The 19,646-nt window shown below is 41.2% G+C and carries 20 protein-coding genes and 1 tRNA gene; 16 read left to right on the top strand and 5 right to left on the bottom strand.

The annotated features are described in order from the left end of the window. Nucleotides 1–218: 218 nt before the first annotated feature. From ACE1CC_RS10580 to hpsP, 5 genes are all read left to right on the top strand, one after another. Nucleotides 219–893, top strand: a complete 675-nt coding sequence (locus ACE1CC_RS10580) for a glycosyltransferase family A protein (protein WP_413270420.1) — start codon at nt 219–221, stop codon at nt 891–893. 87 nt (nt 894–980) lie between these two features. Then, the gene (hpsL, locus tag ACE1CC_RS10575) at nt 981–2,660 is read left to right on the top strand and encodes a hormogonium polysaccharide biosynthesis protein HpsL (RefSeq protein WP_413270419.1); all 1,680 of its coding nucleotides are present in this window, start codon (nt 981–983) and stop codon (nt 2,658–2,660) included. A 51-nt stretch (nt 2,661–2,711) separates the two neighbouring features. After that, nucleotides 2,712–3,710 carry a hormogonium polysaccharide biosynthesis glycosyltransferase HpsN gene (hpsN, locus tag ACE1CC_RS10570; protein WP_413270418.1) on the top strand — a complete coding sequence of 333 codons (999 nt, stop codon included), beginning with the start codon at nt 2,712–2,714 and terminating at the stop codon, nt 3,708–3,710. 84 nt (nt 3,711–3,794) lie between these two features. Beyond that, nucleotides 3,795–4,970 (top strand): hormogonium polysaccharide biosynthesis glycosyltransferase HpsO, encoded by a 1,176-nt coding sequence (hpsO, locus tag ACE1CC_RS10565; RefSeq protein ID WP_413270417.1) that lies wholly within the window; start codon nt 3,795–3,797, stop codon nt 4,968–4,970. Continuing rightward, nucleotides 4,971–6,137: a hormogonium polysaccharide biosynthesis glycosyltransferase HpsP gene (gene hpsP, locus ACE1CC_RS10560; protein WP_413270416.1), complete on the top strand. Its 1,167-nt coding sequence runs from the start codon at nt 4,971–4,973 to the stop codon at nt 6,135–6,137. A gap of 147 nt (nt 6,138–6,284) precedes the next feature. Here the strand turns inward: hpsP and ACE1CC_RS10555 are convergent, their stop codons facing one another. Next, the gene (locus ACE1CC_RS10555) at nt 6,285–7,556 is read right to left on the bottom strand and encodes an MFS transporter (protein ID WP_413270415.1); all 1,272 of its coding nucleotides are present in this window, start codon (nt 7,554–7,556) and stop codon (nt 6,285–6,287) included. A gap of 142 nt (nt 7,557–7,698) precedes the next feature. Between ACE1CC_RS10555 and ACE1CC_RS10550 the strand changes: the two genes are divergently transcribed. From ACE1CC_RS10550 to aroF, 7 genes are all read left to right on the top strand, one after another. Further along, a complete protein-coding gene (locus ACE1CC_RS10550; protein WP_413270414.1) occupies nt 7,699–8,598 on the top strand; it encodes a tetratricopeptide repeat protein in 900 nt (299 codons plus the stop codon). Nucleotides 8,599–8,705: 107 nt separating this feature from the next. Further along, on the top strand, nt 8,706–9,455 hold the full coding sequence (locus tag ACE1CC_RS10545) for a sucrose-phosphate phosphatase (protein ID WP_413270413.1): 750 nt from the start codon (nt 8,706–8,708) through the stop codon (nt 9,453–9,455). After that, nucleotides 9,452–10,087 carry a Holliday junction branch migration protein RuvA gene (gene ruvA / locus ACE1CC_RS10540; protein ID WP_413270412.1) on the top strand — a complete coding sequence of 212 codons (636 nt, stop codon included), beginning with the start codon at nt 9,452–9,454 and terminating at the stop codon, nt 10,085–10,087. The genes ACE1CC_RS10545 and ruvA overlap by 4 nt, the downstream gene beginning before the upstream one ends. 121 nt (nt 10,088–10,208) lie before the next feature. Then, nucleotides 10,209–11,861 carry an alpha-amylase family glycosyl hydrolase gene (locus tag ACE1CC_RS10535; protein ID WP_413270411.1) on the top strand — a complete coding sequence of 551 codons (1,653 nt, stop codon included), beginning with the start codon at nt 10,209–10,211 and terminating at the stop codon, nt 11,859–11,861. A 129-nt stretch (nt 11,862–11,990) separates the two neighbouring features. Further along, a complete protein-coding gene (rpsO, locus tag ACE1CC_RS10530; RefSeq protein WP_413270410.1) occupies nt 11,991–12,260 on the top strand; it encodes a 30S ribosomal protein S15 in 270 nt (89 codons plus the stop codon). Between the two features lie 5 nt (nt 12,261–12,265). Beyond that, the gene (locus ACE1CC_RS10525; RefSeq protein ID WP_413270409.1) at nt 12,266–12,775 is read left to right on the top strand and encodes a PAM68 family protein; all 510 of its coding nucleotides are present in this window, start codon (nt 12,266–12,268) and stop codon (nt 12,773–12,775) included. A gap of 201 nt (nt 12,776–12,976) precedes the next feature. Beyond that, nucleotides 12,977–14,035, top strand: a complete 1,059-nt coding sequence (gene aroF, locus ACE1CC_RS10520; protein ID WP_413270408.1) for a 3-deoxy-7-phosphoheptulonate synthase — start codon at nt 12,977–12,979, stop codon at nt 14,033–14,035. A gap of 183 nt (nt 14,036–14,218) precedes the next feature. On the opposite strand, the gene ACE1CC_RS10515 is transcribed toward aroF, so the two are convergent. From ACE1CC_RS10515 to ACE1CC_RS10505, 3 genes are all read right to left on the bottom strand, one after another. After that, nucleotides 14,219–14,572 (bottom strand): DUF1257 domain-containing protein, encoded by a 354-nt coding sequence (locus ACE1CC_RS10515; protein ID WP_413266424.1) that lies wholly within the window; start codon nt 14,570–14,572, stop codon nt 14,219–14,221. Between the two features lie 108 nt (nt 14,573–14,680). Then, entirely contained in the window at nt 14,681–16,207 is a 1,527-nt protein-coding gene (ycf46, locus tag ACE1CC_RS10510) for a stress-responsive protein Ycf46 (RefSeq protein ID WP_413270407.1), read from the bottom strand. Between the two features lie 102 nt (nt 16,208–16,309). Further along, the gene (locus tag ACE1CC_RS10505) at nt 16,310–16,660 is read right to left on the bottom strand and encodes a slr0373 family blue light stress response protein (RefSeq protein WP_193981847.1); all 351 of its coding nucleotides are present in this window, start codon (nt 16,658–16,660) and stop codon (nt 16,310–16,312) included. 353 nt (nt 16,661–17,013) lie between these two features. Between ACE1CC_RS10505 and ACE1CC_RS10500 the strand changes: the two genes are divergently transcribed. Beyond that, nucleotides 17,014–17,084: transfer RNA gene (locus ACE1CC_RS10500), tRNA-Cys, on the top strand. A 51-nt stretch (nt 17,085–17,135) separates the two neighbouring features. Here ACE1CC_RS10500 and ACE1CC_RS10495 read toward each other — a convergent pair. Next, nucleotides 17,136–17,615 carry a GNAT family N-acetyltransferase gene (locus tag ACE1CC_RS10495; RefSeq protein ID WP_413270406.1) on the bottom strand — a complete coding sequence of 160 codons (480 nt, stop codon included), beginning with the start codon at nt 17,613–17,615 and terminating at the stop codon, nt 17,136–17,138. A 194-nt stretch (nt 17,616–17,809) separates the two neighbouring features. Here ACE1CC_RS10495 and rnhA point away from each other — a divergent pair, with 194 nt between their 5' ends. The 3 genes from rnhA to ACE1CC_RS10480 all read left to right on the top strand — a co-directional run bounded on the left by rnhA (nt 17,810) and on the right by ACE1CC_RS10480 (nt 19,635). Further along, the gene (gene rnhA, locus ACE1CC_RS10490) at nt 17,810–18,664 is read left to right on the top strand and encodes a ribonuclease HI (protein ID WP_413270405.1); all 855 of its coding nucleotides are present in this window, start codon (nt 17,810–17,812) and stop codon (nt 18,662–18,664) included. A gap of 184 nt (nt 18,665–18,848) precedes the next feature. Further along, entirely contained in the window at nt 18,849–19,193 is a 345-nt protein-coding gene (locus ACE1CC_RS10485; protein WP_413270404.1) for a hypothetical protein, read from the top strand. Between the two features lie 37 nt (nt 19,194–19,230). Next, nucleotides 19,231–19,635, top strand: a complete 405-nt coding sequence (locus ACE1CC_RS10480) for a hypothetical protein (RefSeq protein ID WP_413270403.1) — start codon at nt 19,231–19,233, stop codon at nt 19,633–19,635. Nucleotides 19,636–19,646: the final 11 nt, after the last annotated feature.

Below are 19,646 nucleotides of genomic sequence, written 5' to 3'. Positions count from 1 at the left end.
TTCCGAATGTTATAACAGAGTCGGATAACATTTAGTATCGCCCCCCAATTTTTTATCTCATAGCGAACTCTACCAAAAGTAGAGTAGGCTGAACACCTTGATATAGATATCTGTAACTAAATAATAGGCTACGCTTTGACTATGGAGCTAATATGCTTGTATTTGTTGTACCACTGAAGAGCCGTAAAGTTTCCCAATCCTGGGAGCGGGTATGCCAATTGTTTGAAAGATCTATTAAATCAATCTGTAATCAAACTTCACCTGATTTTAGAGTAATTGTAGTTTGTAACGACAAGCCTGAAATTACATTTACCCATCCCCATATTACATATCTAGAAGTAGATTTTCCCCCTCCCAATGAATCGTCGCCCATAGTTAATGGAGATACAGACAAGGGTCGAAAAATCCTAGCAGGAGTAAATTACGCTCGTCAACTAGCACCTTCTCATACCATGTTTGTTGATGCCGATGATTGCGTCAGTAAACACTTAGCAGAATTTGTAAATCAACATTCAACCTCTAATGGATGGTTTATCAACAAAGGCTATAAGTATCGCGAAGGAAGTAAATTTATCTATCTAAAAAATCAAGAATTTCACCATCTATCGGGTAGCTGCAATATAATTAAATACGAACTAAACGACTTACCTGAAAATCCTGAATACGATCGCGGTTGTGGCTATTATAAATTTTACATTTTTCATAAAAGAATAAGCTCTATTCTAGCTGAAAAGGGAACACCAATAGCACCATTGCCCTTTGCTGGCGCAGTTTATGTACTTGAAAATGGAGAAAACCTGTCTGCTAATAAATATCAGCCAAGTTTCAATTGGCTAAATTGCCGAATTTTAACCCCAGCTACTAAAGACGAGTTTGGTTTGTATAAACTATAAAGATGAATAGTTATTGAAGCCAAATCATAATTTTATTCAATGATTTTTACTAAGATCGCTAAATAACAACTGATACAATATTCCTCAATGCGGAAATTAAAATCTAAACGGAAATCTAAGAAACAGGATAATGCTACTGAAACCATAACAGTCAGTCTTAAGGAGCAACTAATACAAAAGAGGAAAGCGGCGCAGGCAAAGAAAGAATTTATTAGCTTTACGAGTTCTGTACTTTTTCTCGCTATATTTCTTGGTCTATTGCTGTTTCCTGTGGGTGGTATTAAAGCATCATTGGCAGCGTTCGGGGGAATATTTTGTATGATCATGTCGTTCAAATATCCCCGTCAAGCTCTCTGGGCTTTCATGTTCTACGTACCCTTTGGCGGTACGGTAGTATACGCCCTTGCAGGCGGTAATGCTCTGTTTCAGTTAGCTAAAGATGGGTTTTACATTCCCGCAGTAGTAACCATATATCAGGAATGTAAACGGAAACGGTTGCCCTTCTTAATTCCCGATGGGCTCAAGACAAGTTTATTTTTTTTGCTAGCAGTGTGTGTATTAACCTTACTCCTGGTTAACGGTGCCCAACAGTTCGGCCCTGCGTGCAGTAGTCTTCCGAGAGGAGCTAGAATACCCTGTAGAGATGGTCAGCCAATTTTGCTGGGAATCTTGGGATTGAAAGTTCTGTTGGGATACCTGCCCCTGATTACCTGCGCTTTCTATCTCATCCGTAGCAAGCGGGAGTTGCTTTTCCTGACTCGAACAAATACGGTTTTGGCGATCGTCTGCTGTGCTTTAGGGTTCATTCAGTATTATTTTTTGACCAGCGGCAGGTGTGCCGGAACTCGTGGGTTCTCAGGAGATGCTTTATTTAAAGCAACCTTGGAGGCTAGGTGTTTGGTGGGTGGTTCCCTGGTGTTTAGCCCGGAAGTTGGGATGATTCGCTTACCAGGTACATTTGTTTCCCCTTGGCACTGGGCTTGGTATCTGATTTCTGGAGCCTTTTTAACTTTTGCTACTGCTTTCAGCGACCCTGCCCCACTTTGGCGGATCACAGGTTTGGTTGGTATGTTGGCGGTGTTGGTCAATGCGGTTATTTCTGGTCAAAGGATTGCTCTGGCATTGGTTCCACTGGTCTTTATCATCCTGTTGGTGTTGACAGGACAATTGGCTAACCTGAAACGGTTTCTCCCAATTGCCGCCGGAGTAGCGGTGGCAGTGACAATTGGTACGATGCTGTTCCCCGATCTAGTCCAAGAGCGGGTTGATAGCTTTATCGGTCGTTGGAATGCCGCACCACCGACGGATTTTATTGCCGCTCAAGCGGAAAACTCTTCTAAAAAGAGTGATGGATTTTTCGGGCAGGGATTAGGTCGTGCTACCAACTCAGCCCGCGCCTTTGGTAATGTGGATTTGATAGAAACCTATTATCCCAAAATACTCCATGAGATCGGGCCGTTGGGATTGCTCGGCTTTTTGGGGCTGGTGACGAGTCTAACTTATTTTACTTTTAAAGCTTATCGATCGGTTAAAGAGCCAAATTTACGCAGTTTCGCCGCCAGTTTTTGGGTTTTTGTTTTAGTGATCAGTTACAACACTTACTGGTATCCTCTCGATACAGACCCAGTGGCTGTTTATTACTGGTTCTTTGCTGGGGTAATCTTAAAATTGCCACAAATAGATAAGGAAGAACGAGAGAAACTAAAAGCAACAGAGGTGGAAGATCCTAAGTCTAAAAAGAAGAAAAAAGTCAAAAAAAAGGTGTGAAATCTAAGTAAATGTTGCAAATTTATTAATTGGTAAACAGGAGGTAAAAGCGTGAATTGGCCTTTAATTTCGGTGATTATTCCTACTTATCAACGTGAAGAAGCTTTACGGGCGACGATCGCAGATGTATTAAAACAAGATTACCCCTATTTTGAAGTAATTGTAGTCGATCAAACTAAAACCCATCAACCAGAAACTCAAGCTTATTTAGAAGAGTTAGCCAACGCCGGAAAAATTCATTGGTATCGTTTAGATTGGGCGAGTTTACCAGGGGCGAGAAATTACGCAGTTCGGCGGGCAACAGGAGATATTATTTACTTTATTGATGATGATGTAGAAATGCCAGTTGATTGTTTAAAAAATCATGCCCGTAACTATATGGAAAACCCGGAAGTAGGGGCAGTGGCGGGAAGAGTTTTCGATCGCATGAAATTGGCAGATTCCCAAAGGGAAAAACCAGGAGAAACTTACACAATTGAATATTTGCCACCGCAAGCAATGGACCCTGGAATAGCTTGGTATTATATTGATTTAGTCCATACGACAAAACCGCAACAAGTGATTACAGCGAGAGGTTGTAATATGTCGTTTCGTCGGGAAATTTTTAGCAAACATGGGTTGTATTTTGATGAAAGATTTCGTGGTAGTGCGGTGCGGGAAGAGTCAGATTTTTGTTTAAGATTGCGAAAAACGGGTTATAAAATTTGGTATGACCCAGAGGCTTTTTTGGTACATTTGGGAGAAGAAACGGGAGGGTGTCATGATATCAGTACGCGATCGCTAAAATACCAAATAACTTTCTACCACAATCATTTTTTGATGGGTATGAAAAATCTCACCATTGACCAACAATTAAGATTATTTTACCGTTTATTTGACTGTCACGTACTCGGTCGTCCACCCTGTCACAAAAGCGGTTCCCCATTAAAAATTATTACCCGTGCCGGATTTTACAGTTTAGGTTTTTTCAAAGCTTTAGGTACAGTAATTCAGTCTAATTGGAATAATGGGCAAATTTACACTAAACAAGATTTAGTTAAAGAGTCATAAGTTCGTTGTCAGGACTTTAGTCCTGCTATTGAGGAAATAAACGACTAAAGTCGTCACTACAAACACCCTAAATTAACAAAAAAAATGAGAATTCTAGTTGCTAGCCATACTTATATTGTTGACCTGAACCGCGAGAAATTAAGAGAATTATCTCGGTTAGAATCAGACATTGAAGTGACAGTAGTTACTCCCCGAATTTGGCAACCGGGAGGAGTCCAAAATAAAACAATTGAAACTCAACCTTTAAAAGAAGGTTCTTTCCGGGTAGTGCCAGTTTCTAACTTTAGCAAAAACAACCAAGGTTTATTAACTTTTGGCGCAGATTTGATTCCTTTATTACGTCAATTTAAACCAGATATTATTCAGGTTGAACAAGGTTCTAAAGCTTTGGCTTATGCGGAATTTATTACTTTGAATAAACTCCTGGGGTTGCAGGCAAAAAATGTCTTTTTTACTTGGTGGAATCTGCCTTATAACTTAAAATTTCCCATCTCATTACTAGAATCTTACAATCTCAGTAATACTCATGGAATAGTTGTGGGAAATAAAGATGGAGTAGACATTTTACGGGAAAGAGGCTACAAAGGGCCAATGGTAATTATGCCCCAATTGGGTGTTGATGAAAGTTTATTTAAGCCGCAAACTCAACCCGAATTAGCTAGGCAATTGGGGATTCAAGAAAATGATTTTGTTGTGGGTTTTGTGGGTAGATTTGTTGAAGAAAAAGGCTTACTTACTTTGGTGGAAGCTTTGGCAGGTTTAGCAGAAAAGCCTGGGAAGTTGTTATTATTAGGTCGTGGGCCTTTGGAATCAACTTTGTTGGCAATGGCGGTGGAAAAAGGAATTAAAGAAAAGTTGATTTTGGTGGAAAGTGTGCCGCACGATCGCGTTTACCAATACATCAATTTAATGCACACTTTGGTATTACCATCACAAACAACTTATCAATTTAAAACTTTGACTGCTGCGGGTTGGAAAGAACAATTTGGTCATGTTTTAATTGAAGCAATGGCTTGTAAAGTTCCGGTGATTGGTTCTGATTCGGGAGAAATTCCTAATGTAATTGGTGATGCTGGTTTAGTATTTCCTGAAGGCAATGTTGAGGAGTTGCAAAAATGTTTAATGCAGCTAATGGAAAACCCGGAATTAAAAAATAAGTTGGCAAATTTGGGTTATCAAAAAGCTATGAATCAATACACTAATAAAGCTTTAGCTAAACAATTGTTAGATTTTTATAAGCAAATCACTGAAAATAATTAAATGCGAATTCTCCAAATTGTTCCCTCTATTTCTCTAGTTTATGGTGGCCCTAGTCAAATGGTTTTGGGTCTTTCTGCTGCTTTAGCTAAAGCAGGAATTGAAGTCACAATTTTGACTACTAATAGTAATGGAGATGCTGGACAACCGCCTTTAGATGTTCCTTTAAATTGTCCGGTAGAACAAGATGGTTATCAGATTCGTTATTTTCGTTGTTCTCCGTTTCGCAGATACAAATTTTCTTTGGATTTGCTGAAATGGTTAAATGATCATGCCAAAAATTATGATTTGGCGCATATTCATGCTTTATTTTCGCCTGTGTCTTCAGTAGCAGCAACCGTTGCCAGATACCAAAAGTTACCTTACATTTTGCGTCCTCTAGGAACTCTCGATCCTGCTGATTTACAAAAGAAAAAGTTACTCAAAAAAGTTTATGCAGCTTTGTTAGAAAAACCTAATATAGCTGGCGCATCTGCGATTCATTTTACTAGTTTGGAAGAAGCGAAAGTTTCGGAAAGATTTGGGGTAAAAACTAAAGATTTAGTGATTCCTTTGGGTGTGAGTTTGCCAAGGCAGGAGAAGGAAGAAACCGAATTTGCTAATCTGCCATCTCCGGTAATTTTATTTATGTCGAGAGTCGCTCCGAAAAAAGGGTTAGATTTACTAATTCCGGCTTTGCAAAATTTGGCAAACTCAGGGATAGATTTTCATTTTGTGTTAGCGGGATCGAATCCGCAAGATCCAGAATATGAGGAGAAAATTCGATCGCAAATCTCCATCACACTACCAGGCAAAGTAACGATAACAGGTTTTGTGAGAGGCGATCGCAAACTTTCCCTCTTACAAAAAGCCGACTTATTCCTATTGCCATCTTATTATGAAAACTTCGGTATAGCTGTAGCCGAAGCAATGGCAGCGGGAACACCAGTTTGTATTACTCGCGGAGTTTATATTTGGGAAGATATTCTGAATGCAGAAGCTGGCTGGGTATGCGATCGAACTGTAGAATCTCTGACAGCAACATTGCGATTAGCACTTCAAAATCCAGCAGAAATTAAACGCAGAGGATTAAACGCAAAAGAATTAACAATCAAAAATTATAGTTGGCAAGCAATAGCCGAACAAACAATCCAAGCTTATCAACAAATAATCTCTGACTCACCCAATTAAATCCTTTATTTCATCTGTGTTTATCTGTGTTTATCTGTGGATATCTGTGGTGAAAAAATCCCTGACTTTAACTAAGATCTTACACCAAGAGGCTCCAGCCTCTATTTTCGTTCCCTGGTTCAACCAGGGAACGAGATTTGGGAGGTTCTACCTCCTTCCTTGGGTCTGATTGTAACGCCTGAATATGTGATTTAAATACTGCAAAATCGCAATTAAACCACTAACACTAAAAGCAAAAACCAACCAAAAATTATTAGCTAATATGGGGTTTTGATCCATTACCCAACCACCTAAAGGAGGGCCGATCGCATACCCGATCGCCCAACAAAGGGAATTAATTGAAAGGTAAACTCCGCGTAAAGAAACAGGGGCAATATCTGCCACAAAAGCGGCTGCCGAGGGAGTATAAGAAACCGTAGCGATCGCCAAAATTCCCATCCCCAATATTGCCCAAATTAATTGTAATTCTGGTACGCCACCAATCAACCAAATTAAACAAAAACCAATCCCCCAAAATAAAGCCGAGATCGTTAAAGCTTGGGGATGATTAAAGCGTTTGAGAAAGCGAGATACGGGAATCATGGTTAAAATCGCTAAAACCATGTGCCAACTGAAAAGTAAACTAATTAATTGCGAAGAAAACCTACTACTAAAGTACAAACCAAGGGTACTGTGTAGCTGAGAAATGTAAGTAGTAAAAATGATATTGACTACAACAAAAACTAACAGTAAGCGATCGCTTAAAGCCGTTTTCCAGGAATTAGGCAAAAACCCCCAATTTTTGCTGGTGGTAGAGGGAGTTTCCCCATTCCCTTTGTAAGTTTCGGCTATAGCTAAATAAACTACTGCAAAAAAGACTATAAAAGAAATCCCATCAATAATAAACAAAGTTCGATAATTACCAGTACTGCTAATTAAAATACCCCCGAAAATAATTCCCAAACCTAAGCCAAGGTTATCAGCTAATCTCACTACAGCATAAGCTTCTTGTCTTACTTGACCTTCAGTTAAATCGGCTACAGCTGCTTCTGTAGCAGGCCAATATAAACCAATACCAAATCCCGCCAATAAATTAGCTAAAACAAAGGTAAAAAAGCTGTTTGTTGCCGCTAATGCAAAAGAAGCTATTGCCGAAATTCCTGCCGAAAGTAACAAAGTACGACGACGACCCCAAAATTGAGAATCACTAAATGAACCACCAATAATTCTTCCGAAAACGCCAGAAATAGAAGCACTACCTAAACCTAAACCTACCTGGGTAGCAGTTAGACCAACACCTTTAGCAAAAAAAATCGGCGCATAAAAAAGTGTGAAACCAGTGCCAACTTCAGATAAAAATCTACCAATAGCTAGAATCCAAACTTGTGAATTTAGCTGGGGCAACCAAGCACGTAATTTAGACGGTAAAAAAGATTTCATTGGGAAAATTGCAGAAAATATAAAAACTTTTTGGGAAACATTTCTAAAATAAAGTGCTAAACCCTGATATCCTATTTGGCAACAATGTTAATTTCTTTGAAGTCTAAGCTTATACTGACTACCAAGCCGATTGGTTACACACATGAAAATCATTCACCAATCAATCACAATTTTAAGTATTGTCACTCTACTGGGTAGCGTCTCTGTTTTAGATGTTAATGCACAGTCAAAACCTGGACAGAGGGAATCTAAGCCAACCCCGGAAGAGTCGGTAAAGCCTTCTCCTAGTGATAAACCTGGGGAAACTCAAGTAGTTCCGGCAACACCAGAAGTTCCGGCAAATTCCACTCCCAGCGATCCCACTCCGGGGGAAACTCCATCAGCAAGTCCCCCTGCCTCAACTCCGGGGGGTACTACTCAGACAACGCCCAATCCGGGGGAAACGCAGTTAACTGCGGAGGAATACTACCGTCAAGGTGCAATTAAGGCGGAACAACGTAATTATAAAGGAGCGATCGAAGATTATACTCAGGCAATTAAGTTAAAGCCTGATTATGCCGAAGCTTATCTGAGGCGAGGAATTGCCCGTTACTTTTTAAAAGATTACCAAGGGGCGATCGAAGATAGTACCGCAGCATTGAAGATAGAACCCAATAATGCTAGGGCTTTGACTAATCGTGGCAATGCTTATGATGATTTAGGTCAACATGACCAAGCCCTTGCTGATTACAATGAAGCGGCACGCATTGACCCTAAAGATCCTAAAGTCTTTTACAATCGAGGCATTGCTCATAATAGAATGAAAAATGATCAAGCTGCGATTCAAGATTATACTCAGGCAATCCAACTGAGAGCAGATTTTGCAGAAGCATTCTTTAATCGCGGTGTGAGTTATTACAATCTGAAAAATAATCAAGCCGCCATTAAGGATTTTCAACAGGCAGCAGAACTGTTTAAACAACAGGGAAATACTAAGTCTGCTAATCAAGCACTAGAGGCAGTGCGATCGCTTCAACAACTGCGTCCGCAAACCCGTAGCTAAAGAAACATGAAAAATCAAAATGAAAAATTAAAAATTGCGGCGAAAAACTCTTTTTTAATTTTTCATTTTGTATGTTTGATTTAGGTAATATTTCCCCAGAGGTCTTTATGACTAAATTTTTATTTGTTAGCGATTTGGATAATACTCTAGTCGGTGATGACCAAGCCTTAGAAGAACTTAACCAAAAGTTAAAGCAACATCGTCAAGAATATGATACCAAGATTGTTTACACCACAGGGCGATCGCTTACCCTATATCAACAACTAAGAGACGAAAAGCATTTGTTGACACCAGATGCTTTGGTCACTGCTGTAGGTACAGAAATTTATTACCATGTCGGCGATCACCCAGACCCCACTTGGTCAGAACAAATGGCGAGCGGTTGGGATCGGGAAACAGTAATTAACACTGCTTCTCATTTTGCTGATTTAACTCCTCAACCAGAAACCGAACAACGCCCTTTTAAAGTTAGTTATTTTCTCTCAGAAGTTGTAGCAGCAGATGTGCTTTTTGAGCTAGAAGATTTATTACAAAAACGGGGCTTAAGTGTAAGATTAATTTACAGTGGCAGCAAAGATTTGGACATTATCCCCCGACGTGGTAATAAAGGTGCAGCAATGCAATTTCTCCGGCAAAATTGGGGAATTGAAGCTACCCAAACCGTAGTTTGTGGTGATTCAGGTAATGATATTGCTTTGTTTAGTGTTGATAAAGAAAGGGGTATAATTGTTGGGAATGCCCTCCCAGAATTGTTGCGCTGGTGTGAAATTAATCCGGCAGATTATCGTTACTTAGCAAAATCACATTACGCCGCTGGAATTTTGGAAGGTTTGTATTATTTTGGTTTCTTTAAATGATTGCCTATCTTAAAGGCACGATCGCAGGCATCTACAAAACTAGTGGCAATCGCTGGACGCTAATTCTAGAGGTAAATCAAATCGGTTACGAGTTACAAATTCCGCCTCTATTAGCCCAGCAATTGCCAGAAATTGGCGCGACAACTCAAGTTTTTACTCATTACCAAGTCAAAGAAGACCAAACTGTTTTATATGGTTTTGGTTCAACTGCGGAAAGAGATTTGTTTCGTCAGTTAATTAGTGTTAGTGGGATTGGTGCAGCATTAGCGATCGCACTTTTAGATACACTAGGATTACCAGATTTAGTCCAAGCAATTGTTACAGGTAATATTCGCGCCTTAACTAAAACTCCCGGAGTCGGTAACAAAACCGCTGAACGTATCGCCTTAGAATTGAAAACCAAACTATCTCAATGGCGTACAGAAACCGGACTTTCCAAAGCTATCCCATCTAGCCCTGACGCAGCAATCATCGAAGATGTAGAAATGACTTTGTTAGCTTTAGGATACACTAACAACGAAGTAGCAAAAGCAATCAAAGCTGTCAGTGAAGATGGGTTAATAGCTAAAAGTAAAAATGCCGAAGATTGGATTAGAGGTGCTATTTCTTGGTTAAGTCAAGCAATTGAATAAGCAATTAATTCTCTCTTTAGAAGGATATGCAACAAGCAAACTTATCTCTTGCGACTGATCCTAAAAATGAGATGGTAATTAGACAATAACCTTGTAAGCATTCTCTAACCAAATAATTACTATGACCAGTTTAATTGAATTTAAATTATTTGCCCCTTATAACAAAGGTGCAGCTTTAATCGGTTCTTTTTCCAACTGGAAAGAAATCAAGATGGAAAAAGGCAAAGATGGATTCTTTCGCACCAAAGTAGAACTTAAAGACGGGACTTATCAGTATAAATTCCGCGTCCAATCTAAATCATGGTTTTTAGAAGAAGACCAATGGGTAGATATCGTCGATCCTTACGCCACAGACATTGACGACCCTACCCAAAACGGCATAATTCGGATTAAAGACGGGGAAAAAATTGTTGATACTTACGTTTGGCAACATGATGACAAACCTTTACCCCCAGACCATGCTTTAGTAATTTATGAAATGCACATTGCAGACTTTTCTGGTGGAGAACCCGATCGTTATGTAAGGGGTAAATATAAGCACGTAATTGAAAAATTAGATTACCTTTGTGATTTGGGGATAAATGCGATCGAACTAATGCCAGTTAAAGAATATCCAGGTGATTATAGCTGGGGATATAACCCCCGTTACTTCTTCGCCACCGAATCTAGCTATGGCACAACCGCAGAACTAAAAGAATTAATTGATGAATGCCATGCTAGGGGAATTCGAGTATTTATGGACGGGATTTATAACCACTCCGAAGCATCAAGTCCTCTAACACAAATTGACCACGACTATTGGTATCATCATTCACCCCGCGACCCAGGAAATAACTGGGGCCCAGAATTTAATTACGAACATTACGACGAAAATTACCAATGCTATCCTGCCCGTTGGTTTATGGGTGATGTTGTGCGATATTGGGTAAGAGAATATCATATTGACGGCATTCGTTACGACGCAGCAAGACAAATTGCCAACTACGATTTTATGCACTGGATTACCCAAGAAGCCAAAAAAACAGCTGGTGCAAAACCATTTATTAACATTGCCGAACACATCCCCGAAACTACCAGCATTACCAACATAGATGGCCCAATGGATTCTTGTTGGCATGACAGTTTTCGCGCTTGCATTGTCGAACATATTTGCGGCGATACTTTCGATTTAGAACGTCTTAAAGATGCCTTAGATGGCAAACGCCAAGGTTTCATGGGTGCCACAAATGTTGTTAATTACCTAACCAATCATGACCACAATCATGTAATGGCAGAATTAGCCGATCGCGAAATATTTGATCAAGCAGCTTTTCAACGCAGAAAGTTAGGCGCAGTTTTAGTAATGACTGCTGTTGGTATTCCTCTATTATGGATGGGAGAAGAATTTGGCGAATACAAATACAAAACTATTGAAACCGCCAAAATTGAGTGGAGTTTATTGGGGAACGAGTTAAACCAAAACTTATTTCACTACATCAAAGGTTTGATTCATTTACGCAAAAATAATCATGCCCTTTATACAGAAAACATCGACTTTTTCTATGAAAACGACGAAGACAAAGTATTAGCTTACTGTCGTTGGAATGACGAAGGTTCTCGCGTAGTTGTAGTTGCCAATTTTTCTGACAATTTCCTTGGTGGATATCAAATTCCTAACTTCCCAGCAACCGGAAATTGGCACGAATGGACTTACGACTACGATGTAGAAGTTGGCGAAGAAGGTTTAATTACCGACTTAGGCGAATACGAAGCAAAAGTCTTCGTTTGGCATTAACCGCATCCGGGTTCGTTGTAAGCACTGAGCTTGCTGTAACGAAGACAGCGTTTACAACGAACTGACTACATCATGAGTTAACTGTGATAATATAGTAGACTGCTGAATTAATAAAAATAGATTTCATTCATGGCCCTGACTCAAGAACGTAAGCACCAACTAATTACTGATTACCAAGTCCACGAAACTGATACAGGTTCCGCAGAAGTGCAAATTGCTATCCTGACGGAACGAATCAACCGCCTTAGCGAACACCTGAAAAGTAATCAGAAAGACCATTCCTCCAGAAGAGGATTGTTAAAACTGATCGGTCAACGCAAACGCCTCCTGTCATACATTTCTGACCAGGATCAACAACGCTATCAAGCTTTAATCGGTCGCTTGGGCATTCGTGGTTAAAAAATATGTCCGGGGAATTTAAATCCAATCAAGAATCTGGTCAGAATCCGCAGAATGCTTCGTCGGGTAAGGAACGCTTACCTTTTGAACCGAAAAAGAATCGTAAGAAAACGCCAAAAAAACCACCTGTAAATGCGGTGGAAGCGAAAAGCCAAGCTCCGACAAAAACCCTTTCTAAAGAGCAAACGGCAATCCCAGCTGCGGTTAGCGAAAGAATGCTGCGGCGGATGGGATTATTTTCTGGTATTCCCGCAGTTTTTGGCATTTCTACATTCATTATTAGTTATTTTGTAATTACTCATGCCTGGTTCCAACTGCCAAATAGCGCAGTGGTACTGGTCAGCATGGGCTTTTTCGGTTTGAGCGTTTTGGGGTTAAGCTATGGGGCAATTTCGGCATCTTGGGATGAAGAAAGACCAGGAAGCATTTTCGGTTGGCAAGAGTTTACCACTAATTTTGGACGTTTGACGGAAGCATGGCGATCGGCAAAACAGAAAAACCAATCTGAAAATTAGCCCAGCCAAACGGAAATTTTCCTTAAAATCGAGTAATTTGCAGGATTATAAATGATAAGCCGTACAGTAAGGATGAATTGTGCTCGTACAGCTTAGGAAGTAAAAACTCGATTTTTCTCTTAAGAAGTTTAGCCTCTTCATCCTAAGTAGCGGCTACATAAGCTTAATTAAAACCCAAGTGAGTTAACAGGGAATTTTCAAATGATCGTAGTAATGAAAGTCGGCTCACCAGAAGGTGAAATTGCCCGCATTAGTGAAGAATTACGCAAATCGGGACTGACACCAGAACCAATTTTTGGTAAGCACAAGGTAGTAATTGGTTTAGTTGGTGATACAGCTGACCTAGACCCTTTACAAATGCAGGAACTCAGCCCTTGGATTGAACAAGTTCTGCGTGTAGAACAACCATTCAAACGGGCAAGTATCGAGTACCGTCACGGAGAAGCTAGTGAAGTTTCAGTATCAACTCCCAACGGTGTGGTTCACTTTGGGTTGCAGCATCCTTTGGTAGTGGTTGCTGGGCCATGCTCGGTAGAAAATGAAGAAATGATTATTGAAACTGCACGGCGAGTTAAAGCTGCTGGGGCGCGGTTTCTCCGGGGTGGCGCTTACAAACCTCGAACTTCTCCTTATGCTTTCCAAGGTCACGGGGAAAGTGCTTTAGAATTATTGGCAGCTGCTAGACAAGAAACTGGTTTAGGGATCATTACTGAAGTCATGGATGCTGCTGAACTAGATATCATCGCAGAAGTGGCTGATGTGATCCAAATTGGTGCCCGCAATATGCAAAACTTCTCTTTACTGAAGAAAGTGGGCGCTCAAGAAAAACCTGTATTGTTGAAGCGGGGAATGTCAGCTACCGTTGAAGATTGGTTGATGGCAGCTGAATATGTGTTAGCCGCTGGTAATCCAAATGTGATTCTTTGCGAAAGAGGTATTCGGACTTTTGACCGTCAATACACCAGAAATACTTTAGATTTGGCTGTTGTACCTGTGTTGCGGCGGTTAACTCACTTACCGATTATGATTGACCCCAGTCACGGTACTGGTTGGGCGGCTTATGTCCCGGATACGGCGAAAGCTGCGATCGCGATCGGTGCTGACTCCTTAATGATTGAAGTTCACCCCAACCCCGCCAAAGCTTTATCCGATGGGCCACAATCTCTCACGCCCGATCGTTTTGACTCTCTGATGCAAGAACTCTCAGTTGTTGGCAAAGCAATGGGTCGTTGGCCCCAAGCTGTTGCCGCTGTAGTTTGAGGCACGTTGTTGCGCTTTAGCGCTCGCTTTAGCGCTAAAGCGCAACAACGTACATTAACGAGAAAGGCCAGCGGAAAGCTGGCCTTTTTAATCCACAATATAATTCCATCTATCCGATAGGCTGTTGAGTAGAGAAACGGGCTAACAGCAGTTAACCCGTGAGCTTGGGAACGCGCAGAGCAATTATTTTTGCACTACTAGTTTGACGTTGGCGTTTTGCAAACCACGTTGCTTAACTTCAGCCAAAGTCTTGTTCACAGCATATTTTTGGTTGATAGAATTGATCAATTCGGTTTGGTTGTGCTTCTTAGCAACGCCCCACAGGTCAGCGATCAGGTCAAATGTGCCATCGCTGTTGCGAGACCAACCCAGGTCATATTCGCCTTCGAGAACTGCAACCAAGTCAGCACGAACACGCTGTCCATTGTAACCACGAACATCTGCATTGCTCTTAACAGAGATGCCCAGGTCGCGCAAAGAAGTTTTCAGGATTTCAGCGTCGGTGATTTTGGTACGCAGTGTGCTAAAGTGAGACATTGGGATTCCTCCTAGAGAAACTAGAAACAAACAACAACATTTTGTTTTTGGTCAGAAACTGCTAGCTATTAGCTAGCCTTTCCTCCTGTTGGGAGCAGGAGAAAGCTTTTAAAACTCCATTCGCTGATATTCAGCAACGGAGGAGGCAGCTGGTCTGGCACGCTGTCTCGCCCAATCTCTCAAAGCTGTGACTTGTTCAGTCATAGTCCGAGATAAGGGTTGCGTAGCCTTAATTGCGGCGATAATGTCCAACTGCGTGAATTCTCTATCTTGGGCAAACGCTTCATACATTGCAGCGACCAGCGCTTGCTCAATCTCTGCACCAGAAAAGCCATCGGAAACTTTGGCTAATTGATCCAGGTCGAAGCGTGCGACTTCTCGACGGCGTTTGCTGAGGTGAATTTTGAAAATTTCTTGACGTTCCTCTGCATTTGGCAGATCTACAAAGAAGATCTCGTCAAAACGTCCTTTTCTTAAAAACTCTCCGGGTAACCGTTCTACTCGGTTTGCTGTTGCCATCACAAAGACTGGAGAACTTTTCTCTTGCATCCAAGTGAGGAACGAACCAAAAATGCGACTAGAAGTACCACCATCTGAATCAGCAGAACCCGCACTTCCGGCGAAAGCTTTGTCTAATTCATCAATAAATAGAATAGCTGGAGAAACCGATTCTGCGGTCTTTAAAGCATTTCTGAGATTGGCTTCCGATCGCCCTACCATTGAACCGTCGTAGACTCTACCCATGTCTAGGCGCAATAGTGGCAAACCCCAAAGACGAGAGGTAGTCTTAGCAATTAGGGACTTTCCACAACCAGGCACACCCAGAATTAACATCCCTTTTGGTTGGGGTAAACCATACTCTCTCGCTCTTTCGGTGAAAGCATTAGAGCGCTGCATCAGCCATTTTTTCAGTTCTTCTAAGCCACCTACCGCATCGATCGTTTCATCTTCTTCGATATACTCCAGAATCCCGTTGCGGCGGATAATTTGCTTTTTCTCAGAGAGTACGATGTCAACTTCGGCTTCGGTCAGGCGACCTGCTGTGACTTGAGCTTTGCGGTAAACTTTTTCGGCTTCGTCTTTAGTCAGACCCAAGGCTGCACGTAATAGCTTTTCTCTGGCTTCCGTACTTACCTTTCTTCCCCGTCCACCTTGCTCTAGCTGCTGGGTTAATACCTGATTCAGTTCTGCCATGTCCGGTAGCGGGAAGTCTAGAACTACAACTTCCTTTTCCAGCTCAATCGGAATCGTCTGCACCGGGGACATCAGGATAATTGATTTCTGAGTGCCCTTGAAGCTGGCGATCGCATCCCGCAGCCATCGTGTAGTCTGTGGATCGGTAAAAAACGGATGCAGATCTTTGAAGATGAAAATACTAGAATCTCGCTGGGGGTCTCGCTGCTGCCGATTCATTGCCCACTCAATCGCTGCTTGCGGAGAGACTGTGTTGTGCTGCACGCTGCGTGGTTGTCCATATTCCACCATGCCCTGCGTTACTGTCCACACAAACACCCTTCTTTGGGGTTTCATCTGCGCGATTGTCGCGATTGCCTGCTCTGCCCGCTCTTCCTCGGAGGTTACGAGGTAGATCAGAGGATATTGAGCTTGTACTAGAATGCTGAGCTCTTCTTTCATTTCGCCACGACCTACTTACCTACAACCGATTTAAAGAGACGATACAGACAGTACCAGAGAAATCATTTCCTGCTATATCAGTTGCTTACTTATTTAGCTACTTTAGCAGGGAACTAATTCTTCGGCCTCTCCCTGTTGAGTAGATTCCGTTACCGTTACCTTCTCAACCGATGAAAGCTGCTCTTCTGGCAATATACCTGGCTGCTTTTTCAGGGAAGCTAACTCCCCTTGTTTCATAACTAGCGAACCCGTACACTCCGGACAACTGTAAACCCGATGCGTTTGCCCGTAAGCTGCTTCTATTTCTCCCACAATCTCTGGATTGTCTAGGTAGAAGATTATCGCTCGTTCAGCAATCGCTGACATCGGTTCTGAGTCAATAGCGGCTTTTATTTTGAGTTGACGGTGCAGCTCTGGTGAAAGATACAACGTAACCTTTTGTTTGTCTTGCATAATTGACTCATTTCAGTTGTTCTACCCGGGTATGTGTATCAGACTATCGCTTGATTTTCGGGATGTCAAGACATCAAGCTGCTATGACAGCAATATTGTTACATTTGTTCACAATCATTTGATTAGCTGGTATGGTTACGAGGTAGTTCAACAGCCAGAAGATATATTCCATATAGTCCTTAAGTGTGATTGAGAGAAAGTTTTGAGTTTTGAGTTTTGAGTTTTGAGTTAGGGAAAGAGTTTTAAGTTCAAATTTCACCTTGTCTCCCCATCCAATTCTCAAAGATGAAACTCAGTTTTTAGAGCAGTTGCTAAAGAAATAGTAGTTTGATAAGATAGTAATTCTGAAAGATGGCGGCATAGCCAAGTGGTAAGGCAGAGGTCTGCAAAACCTTCATCCCCAGTTCGAATCTGGGTGCCGCCTTTTAAAAGTAACTTACCAATTACTTAACTTTGTTGCGGTACATTGGGATTGTTATACAACAACACTTCCCAGTACCTTGCGGAAAATAATTTTGTCCTCTCCCGCTTTGTAAAATTCTCGAATCCTCGCTTCCTCTTCATAACCGTTCTTTCGGTAAAATGCACGAACGTATTCAAACTCCTCCAGCCCAGAGGTTTCCACTAGTAGAATACGCTCACCATTTTCAGCCAGCATTTGCTCGACGTGACCTAACAAAACGGCTCCGCGTCCCTGCCTTTGCCAGTTAGGGTGAATAGCGATTAGATAGAGATTCCATGTCCCCTTGGTCATTCGTTCCGGTGCAACGTAAGCAACACCCACTGGCTCACGATCGTAGTCTGTAAACCATACACCTTCGCTGTCTGCTTTGTCACCCAAATGCTGATTGAGCATTTGAGCGAGTTCTTCAATTTGGTTTGACTCGAAAAGTCCTGTCGCTTCTGCCAAAGCAAGTAGTGCGTTCGTGTCATCGGGTGTGGTCAATCGAATCATCGCGAGTTCCAGTTAAGGCTTGTACGTTTGCTTCCATTATTCAAGCACCAACATTAGAATTTCCCATCGCCTGGAATAATAAATTCCTGAGATACTTGTAACTAGTGCGATCGCACCAGCTTGAGGAAAACAATTCTCAGTTTTTAGGTATGCTCAAATAGCGATCGCATAGAAGAGAATTACACAAAATTTTGATGTCTTCCTTTCCTCAAATCAAAAGCATATACACTGATGGAGCCTGTAGCGGAAATCCTGGCCCTGGCGGTTGGGGTGTGGTAGTTTATTTTGCAGATGACTCCGTTTACGAAATGGGGGGCGCAGAAGCTCTCACTACTAATAATAGGATGGAATTACAAGCTGCGATCGCAGCCTTAGAATTCCTCAGCAAAACCGGACAAAAAGAACCCGTCACTCTCTACACTGATAGTGAATACGTGAAAAAAGGAATTACCATCTGGGTCAAAGGTTGGAAAAACAAAGGCTGGAAAACCTCCCAAGGTAAAGCAGTACTCAATCAAGACCTTTGGGAAACACTCGATCGACTCAACTCGACAAAAATTAACTGGCAGTATGTTCCAGGTCATGCTGGTAACGTGGGAAATGAACGCTGCGACGAAATAGCCCGGAACTTTTCCCTGAGTCGCCCGCAAACACTCAAACAACTGCCAATATTAAAGACATTTAGTTCGGAAACAACAGTCCAATCTGGTTACACAACGTTACAATCCAGTGATGTACCCTCTGACCTTTCTACATTCAAAATAACTATGACCGATGCGACTATTTCTTCTTCTGCTGAGACACTGGAAAGTTTGTCTAGTGAAGCTAGGGTGACGCAACTACGTAATTTAGTAGAAGTTCTGCATATTGCTGATGATATTGCCGCCAAAGGCTATCTAATCACCAGTTCTGAATTAGCAGACTTAATGGATATTCATACCAGCGCCGTTACTAGTCGCGGAGACAACTGGGTGTGGCGTAACTGGGTAGTGTCGCGAGTCCGGCGAGAGGGTAATCAAATTCTCTGGCAATTGGAACGGGTAGACTAGTGCAAGAAGGCAGAGGGCAGAAGGCTTTTATATTTAGCTTTTTACCTGTTTCAACTGCTCGATCGTTTCTGCTTTGCTGCACTAGAAAAGGTGTGAAATTGCGGATTTTTTCTGCAATTTCACAATTTCATATCTACTAAAGATTGTGCTTTTATCGAAATAAAAAACAAATTTGGTTATTTTTATGGCGGATTCTTCATGGATTGTTAGAGGTGCTTTGAAAGTACGAAATCATTCTGCTTCTGACAAAATGTTACCAATTTTAACAGATAGTCTGATTCGTCTGGGCTATCAGCATCCTCTTCTTTTAGAATCTTCAGAACCGATGGAGTCTCGAAATAAGTGGTATAAAAAAATTCAAGCTGAAACAATAGATTATGAAACCTATTCTCGTTTTATATCAGATGATGAATTTGAGTCTAAAGCATCTACATCTCGACAAGCAGATTCAATAAATATGCGTCTAGTAGAAGGAATTTGGGAATATCAAAAAGACTGGGCTAAAAAGTTCTTTAAAAAAATCAATTAAAGAAGTATGTAAAATTTCGGTAAAAAAAAGAAAGGATATGTGTTTATCCAATGCTTGGGGGGTATTCAGTTGTAACGAAAAAGATTGTGAAATCGAAATAGCTGAGGAATGTGTTTATAATACTAATGCTTTACTTTTGGTTCTTGCACATGAATATATTCATTACATACACTATAAGCTGGTAGATTACAAAGATTACTGTAATTGTCCTAGTATTTTTTCTGAAGGTTTAGCTGAAGTTGGTGCTAGAATGTTTTATGAAGTATCAAATTATCAGATTCATAAAGACCTGAAAAAATCATGGGATGAATCATACGAAATAGCCAGATGTGTCGTTGCTCAAATTATTTCAGAAGGTTTTAATTTAGAGAGCTTTAAGTATTCATTTTTAATGAATATTTCACATAAAACCCCTTGGCATGACTTAGATAAGCTGTTCTAGATCTAAAATGT

It is taken from the genome of Floridaenema aerugineum BLCC-F46 (genome assembly GCF_041929345.1).
Lineage (GTDB): Bacteria > Cyanobacteriota > Cyanobacteriia > Cyanobacteriales > Aerosakkonemataceae > Floridanema > Floridanema aerugineum.
The sequence above is the reverse complement of the archived record's forward strand: the minus strand, read 5'-3'. Positions and strand labels throughout refer to the sequence as shown.

Bases quoted from the DNA above. Each gene is read 5' to 3' on its own strand.
- hpsL (WP_413270419.1), top strand. From the start codon at position 981: ATGCGGAAATTAAAATCTAAACGGAAATCTAAGAAACAGGATAATGCT.
- hpsO (WP_413270417.1), top strand. From the start codon at position 3,795: ATGAGAATTCTAGTTGCTAGCCATACTTATATTGTTGACCTGAACCGC.
- hpsP (WP_413270416.1), top strand. From the start codon at position 4,971: ATGCGAATTCTCCAAATTGTTCCCTCTATTTCTCTAGTTTATGGTGGC.
- ACE1CC_RS10555 (WP_413270415.1), bottom strand. From the start codon at position 7,556: ATGAAATCTTTTTTACCGTCTAAATTACGTGCTTGGTTGCCCCAGCTA.
- ACE1CC_RS10550 (WP_413270414.1), top strand. From the start codon at position 7,699: ATGAAAATCATTCACCAATCAATCACAATTTTAAGTATTGTCACTCTA.
- ACE1CC_RS10545 (WP_413270413.1), top strand. From the start codon at position 8,706: ATGACTAAATTTTTATTTGTTAGCGATTTGGATAATACTCTAGTCGGT.
- ruvA (WP_413270412.1), top strand. From the start codon at position 9,452: ATGATTGCCTATCTTAAAGGCACGATCGCAGGCATCTACAAAACTAGT.
- ACE1CC_RS10535 (WP_413270411.1), top strand. From the start codon at position 10,209: ATGACCAGTTTAATTGAATTTAAATTATTTGCCCCTTATAACAAAGGT.
- rpsO (WP_413270410.1), top strand. From the start codon at position 11,991: ATGGCCCTGACTCAAGAACGTAAGCACCAACTAATTACTGATTACCAA.
- ACE1CC_RS10525 (WP_413270409.1), top strand. From the start codon at position 12,266: ATGTCCGGGGAATTTAAATCCAATCAAGAATCTGGTCAGAATCCGCAG.
- aroF (WP_413270408.1), top strand. From the start codon at position 12,977: ATGATCGTAGTAATGAAAGTCGGCTCACCAGAAGGTGAAATTGCCCGC.
- ACE1CC_RS10515 (WP_413266424.1), bottom strand. From the start codon at position 14,572: ATGTCTCACTTTAGCACACTGCGTACCAAAATCACCGACGCTGAAATC.
- ycf46 (WP_413270407.1), bottom strand. From the start codon at position 16,207: ATGAAAGAAGAGCTCAGCATTCTAGTACAAGCTCAATATCCTCTGATC.
- ACE1CC_RS10505 (WP_193981847.1), bottom strand. From the start codon at position 16,660: ATGCAAGACAAACAAAAGGTTACGTTGTATCTTTCACCAGAGCTGCAC.
- ACE1CC_RS10495 (WP_413270406.1), bottom strand. From the start codon at position 17,615: ATGATTCGATTGACCACACCCGATGACACGAACGCACTACTTGCTTTG.
- rnhA (WP_413270405.1), top strand. From the start codon at position 17,810: ATGTCTTCCTTTCCTCAAATCAAAAGCATATACACTGATGGAGCCTGT.
- ACE1CC_RS10485 (WP_413270404.1), top strand. From the start codon at position 18,849: ATGGCGGATTCTTCATGGATTGTTAGAGGTGCTTTGAAAGTACGAAAT.
- ACE1CC_RS10480 (WP_413270403.1), top strand. From the start codon at position 19,231: ATGTGTTTATCCAATGCTTGGGGGGTATTCAGTTGTAACGAAAAAGAT.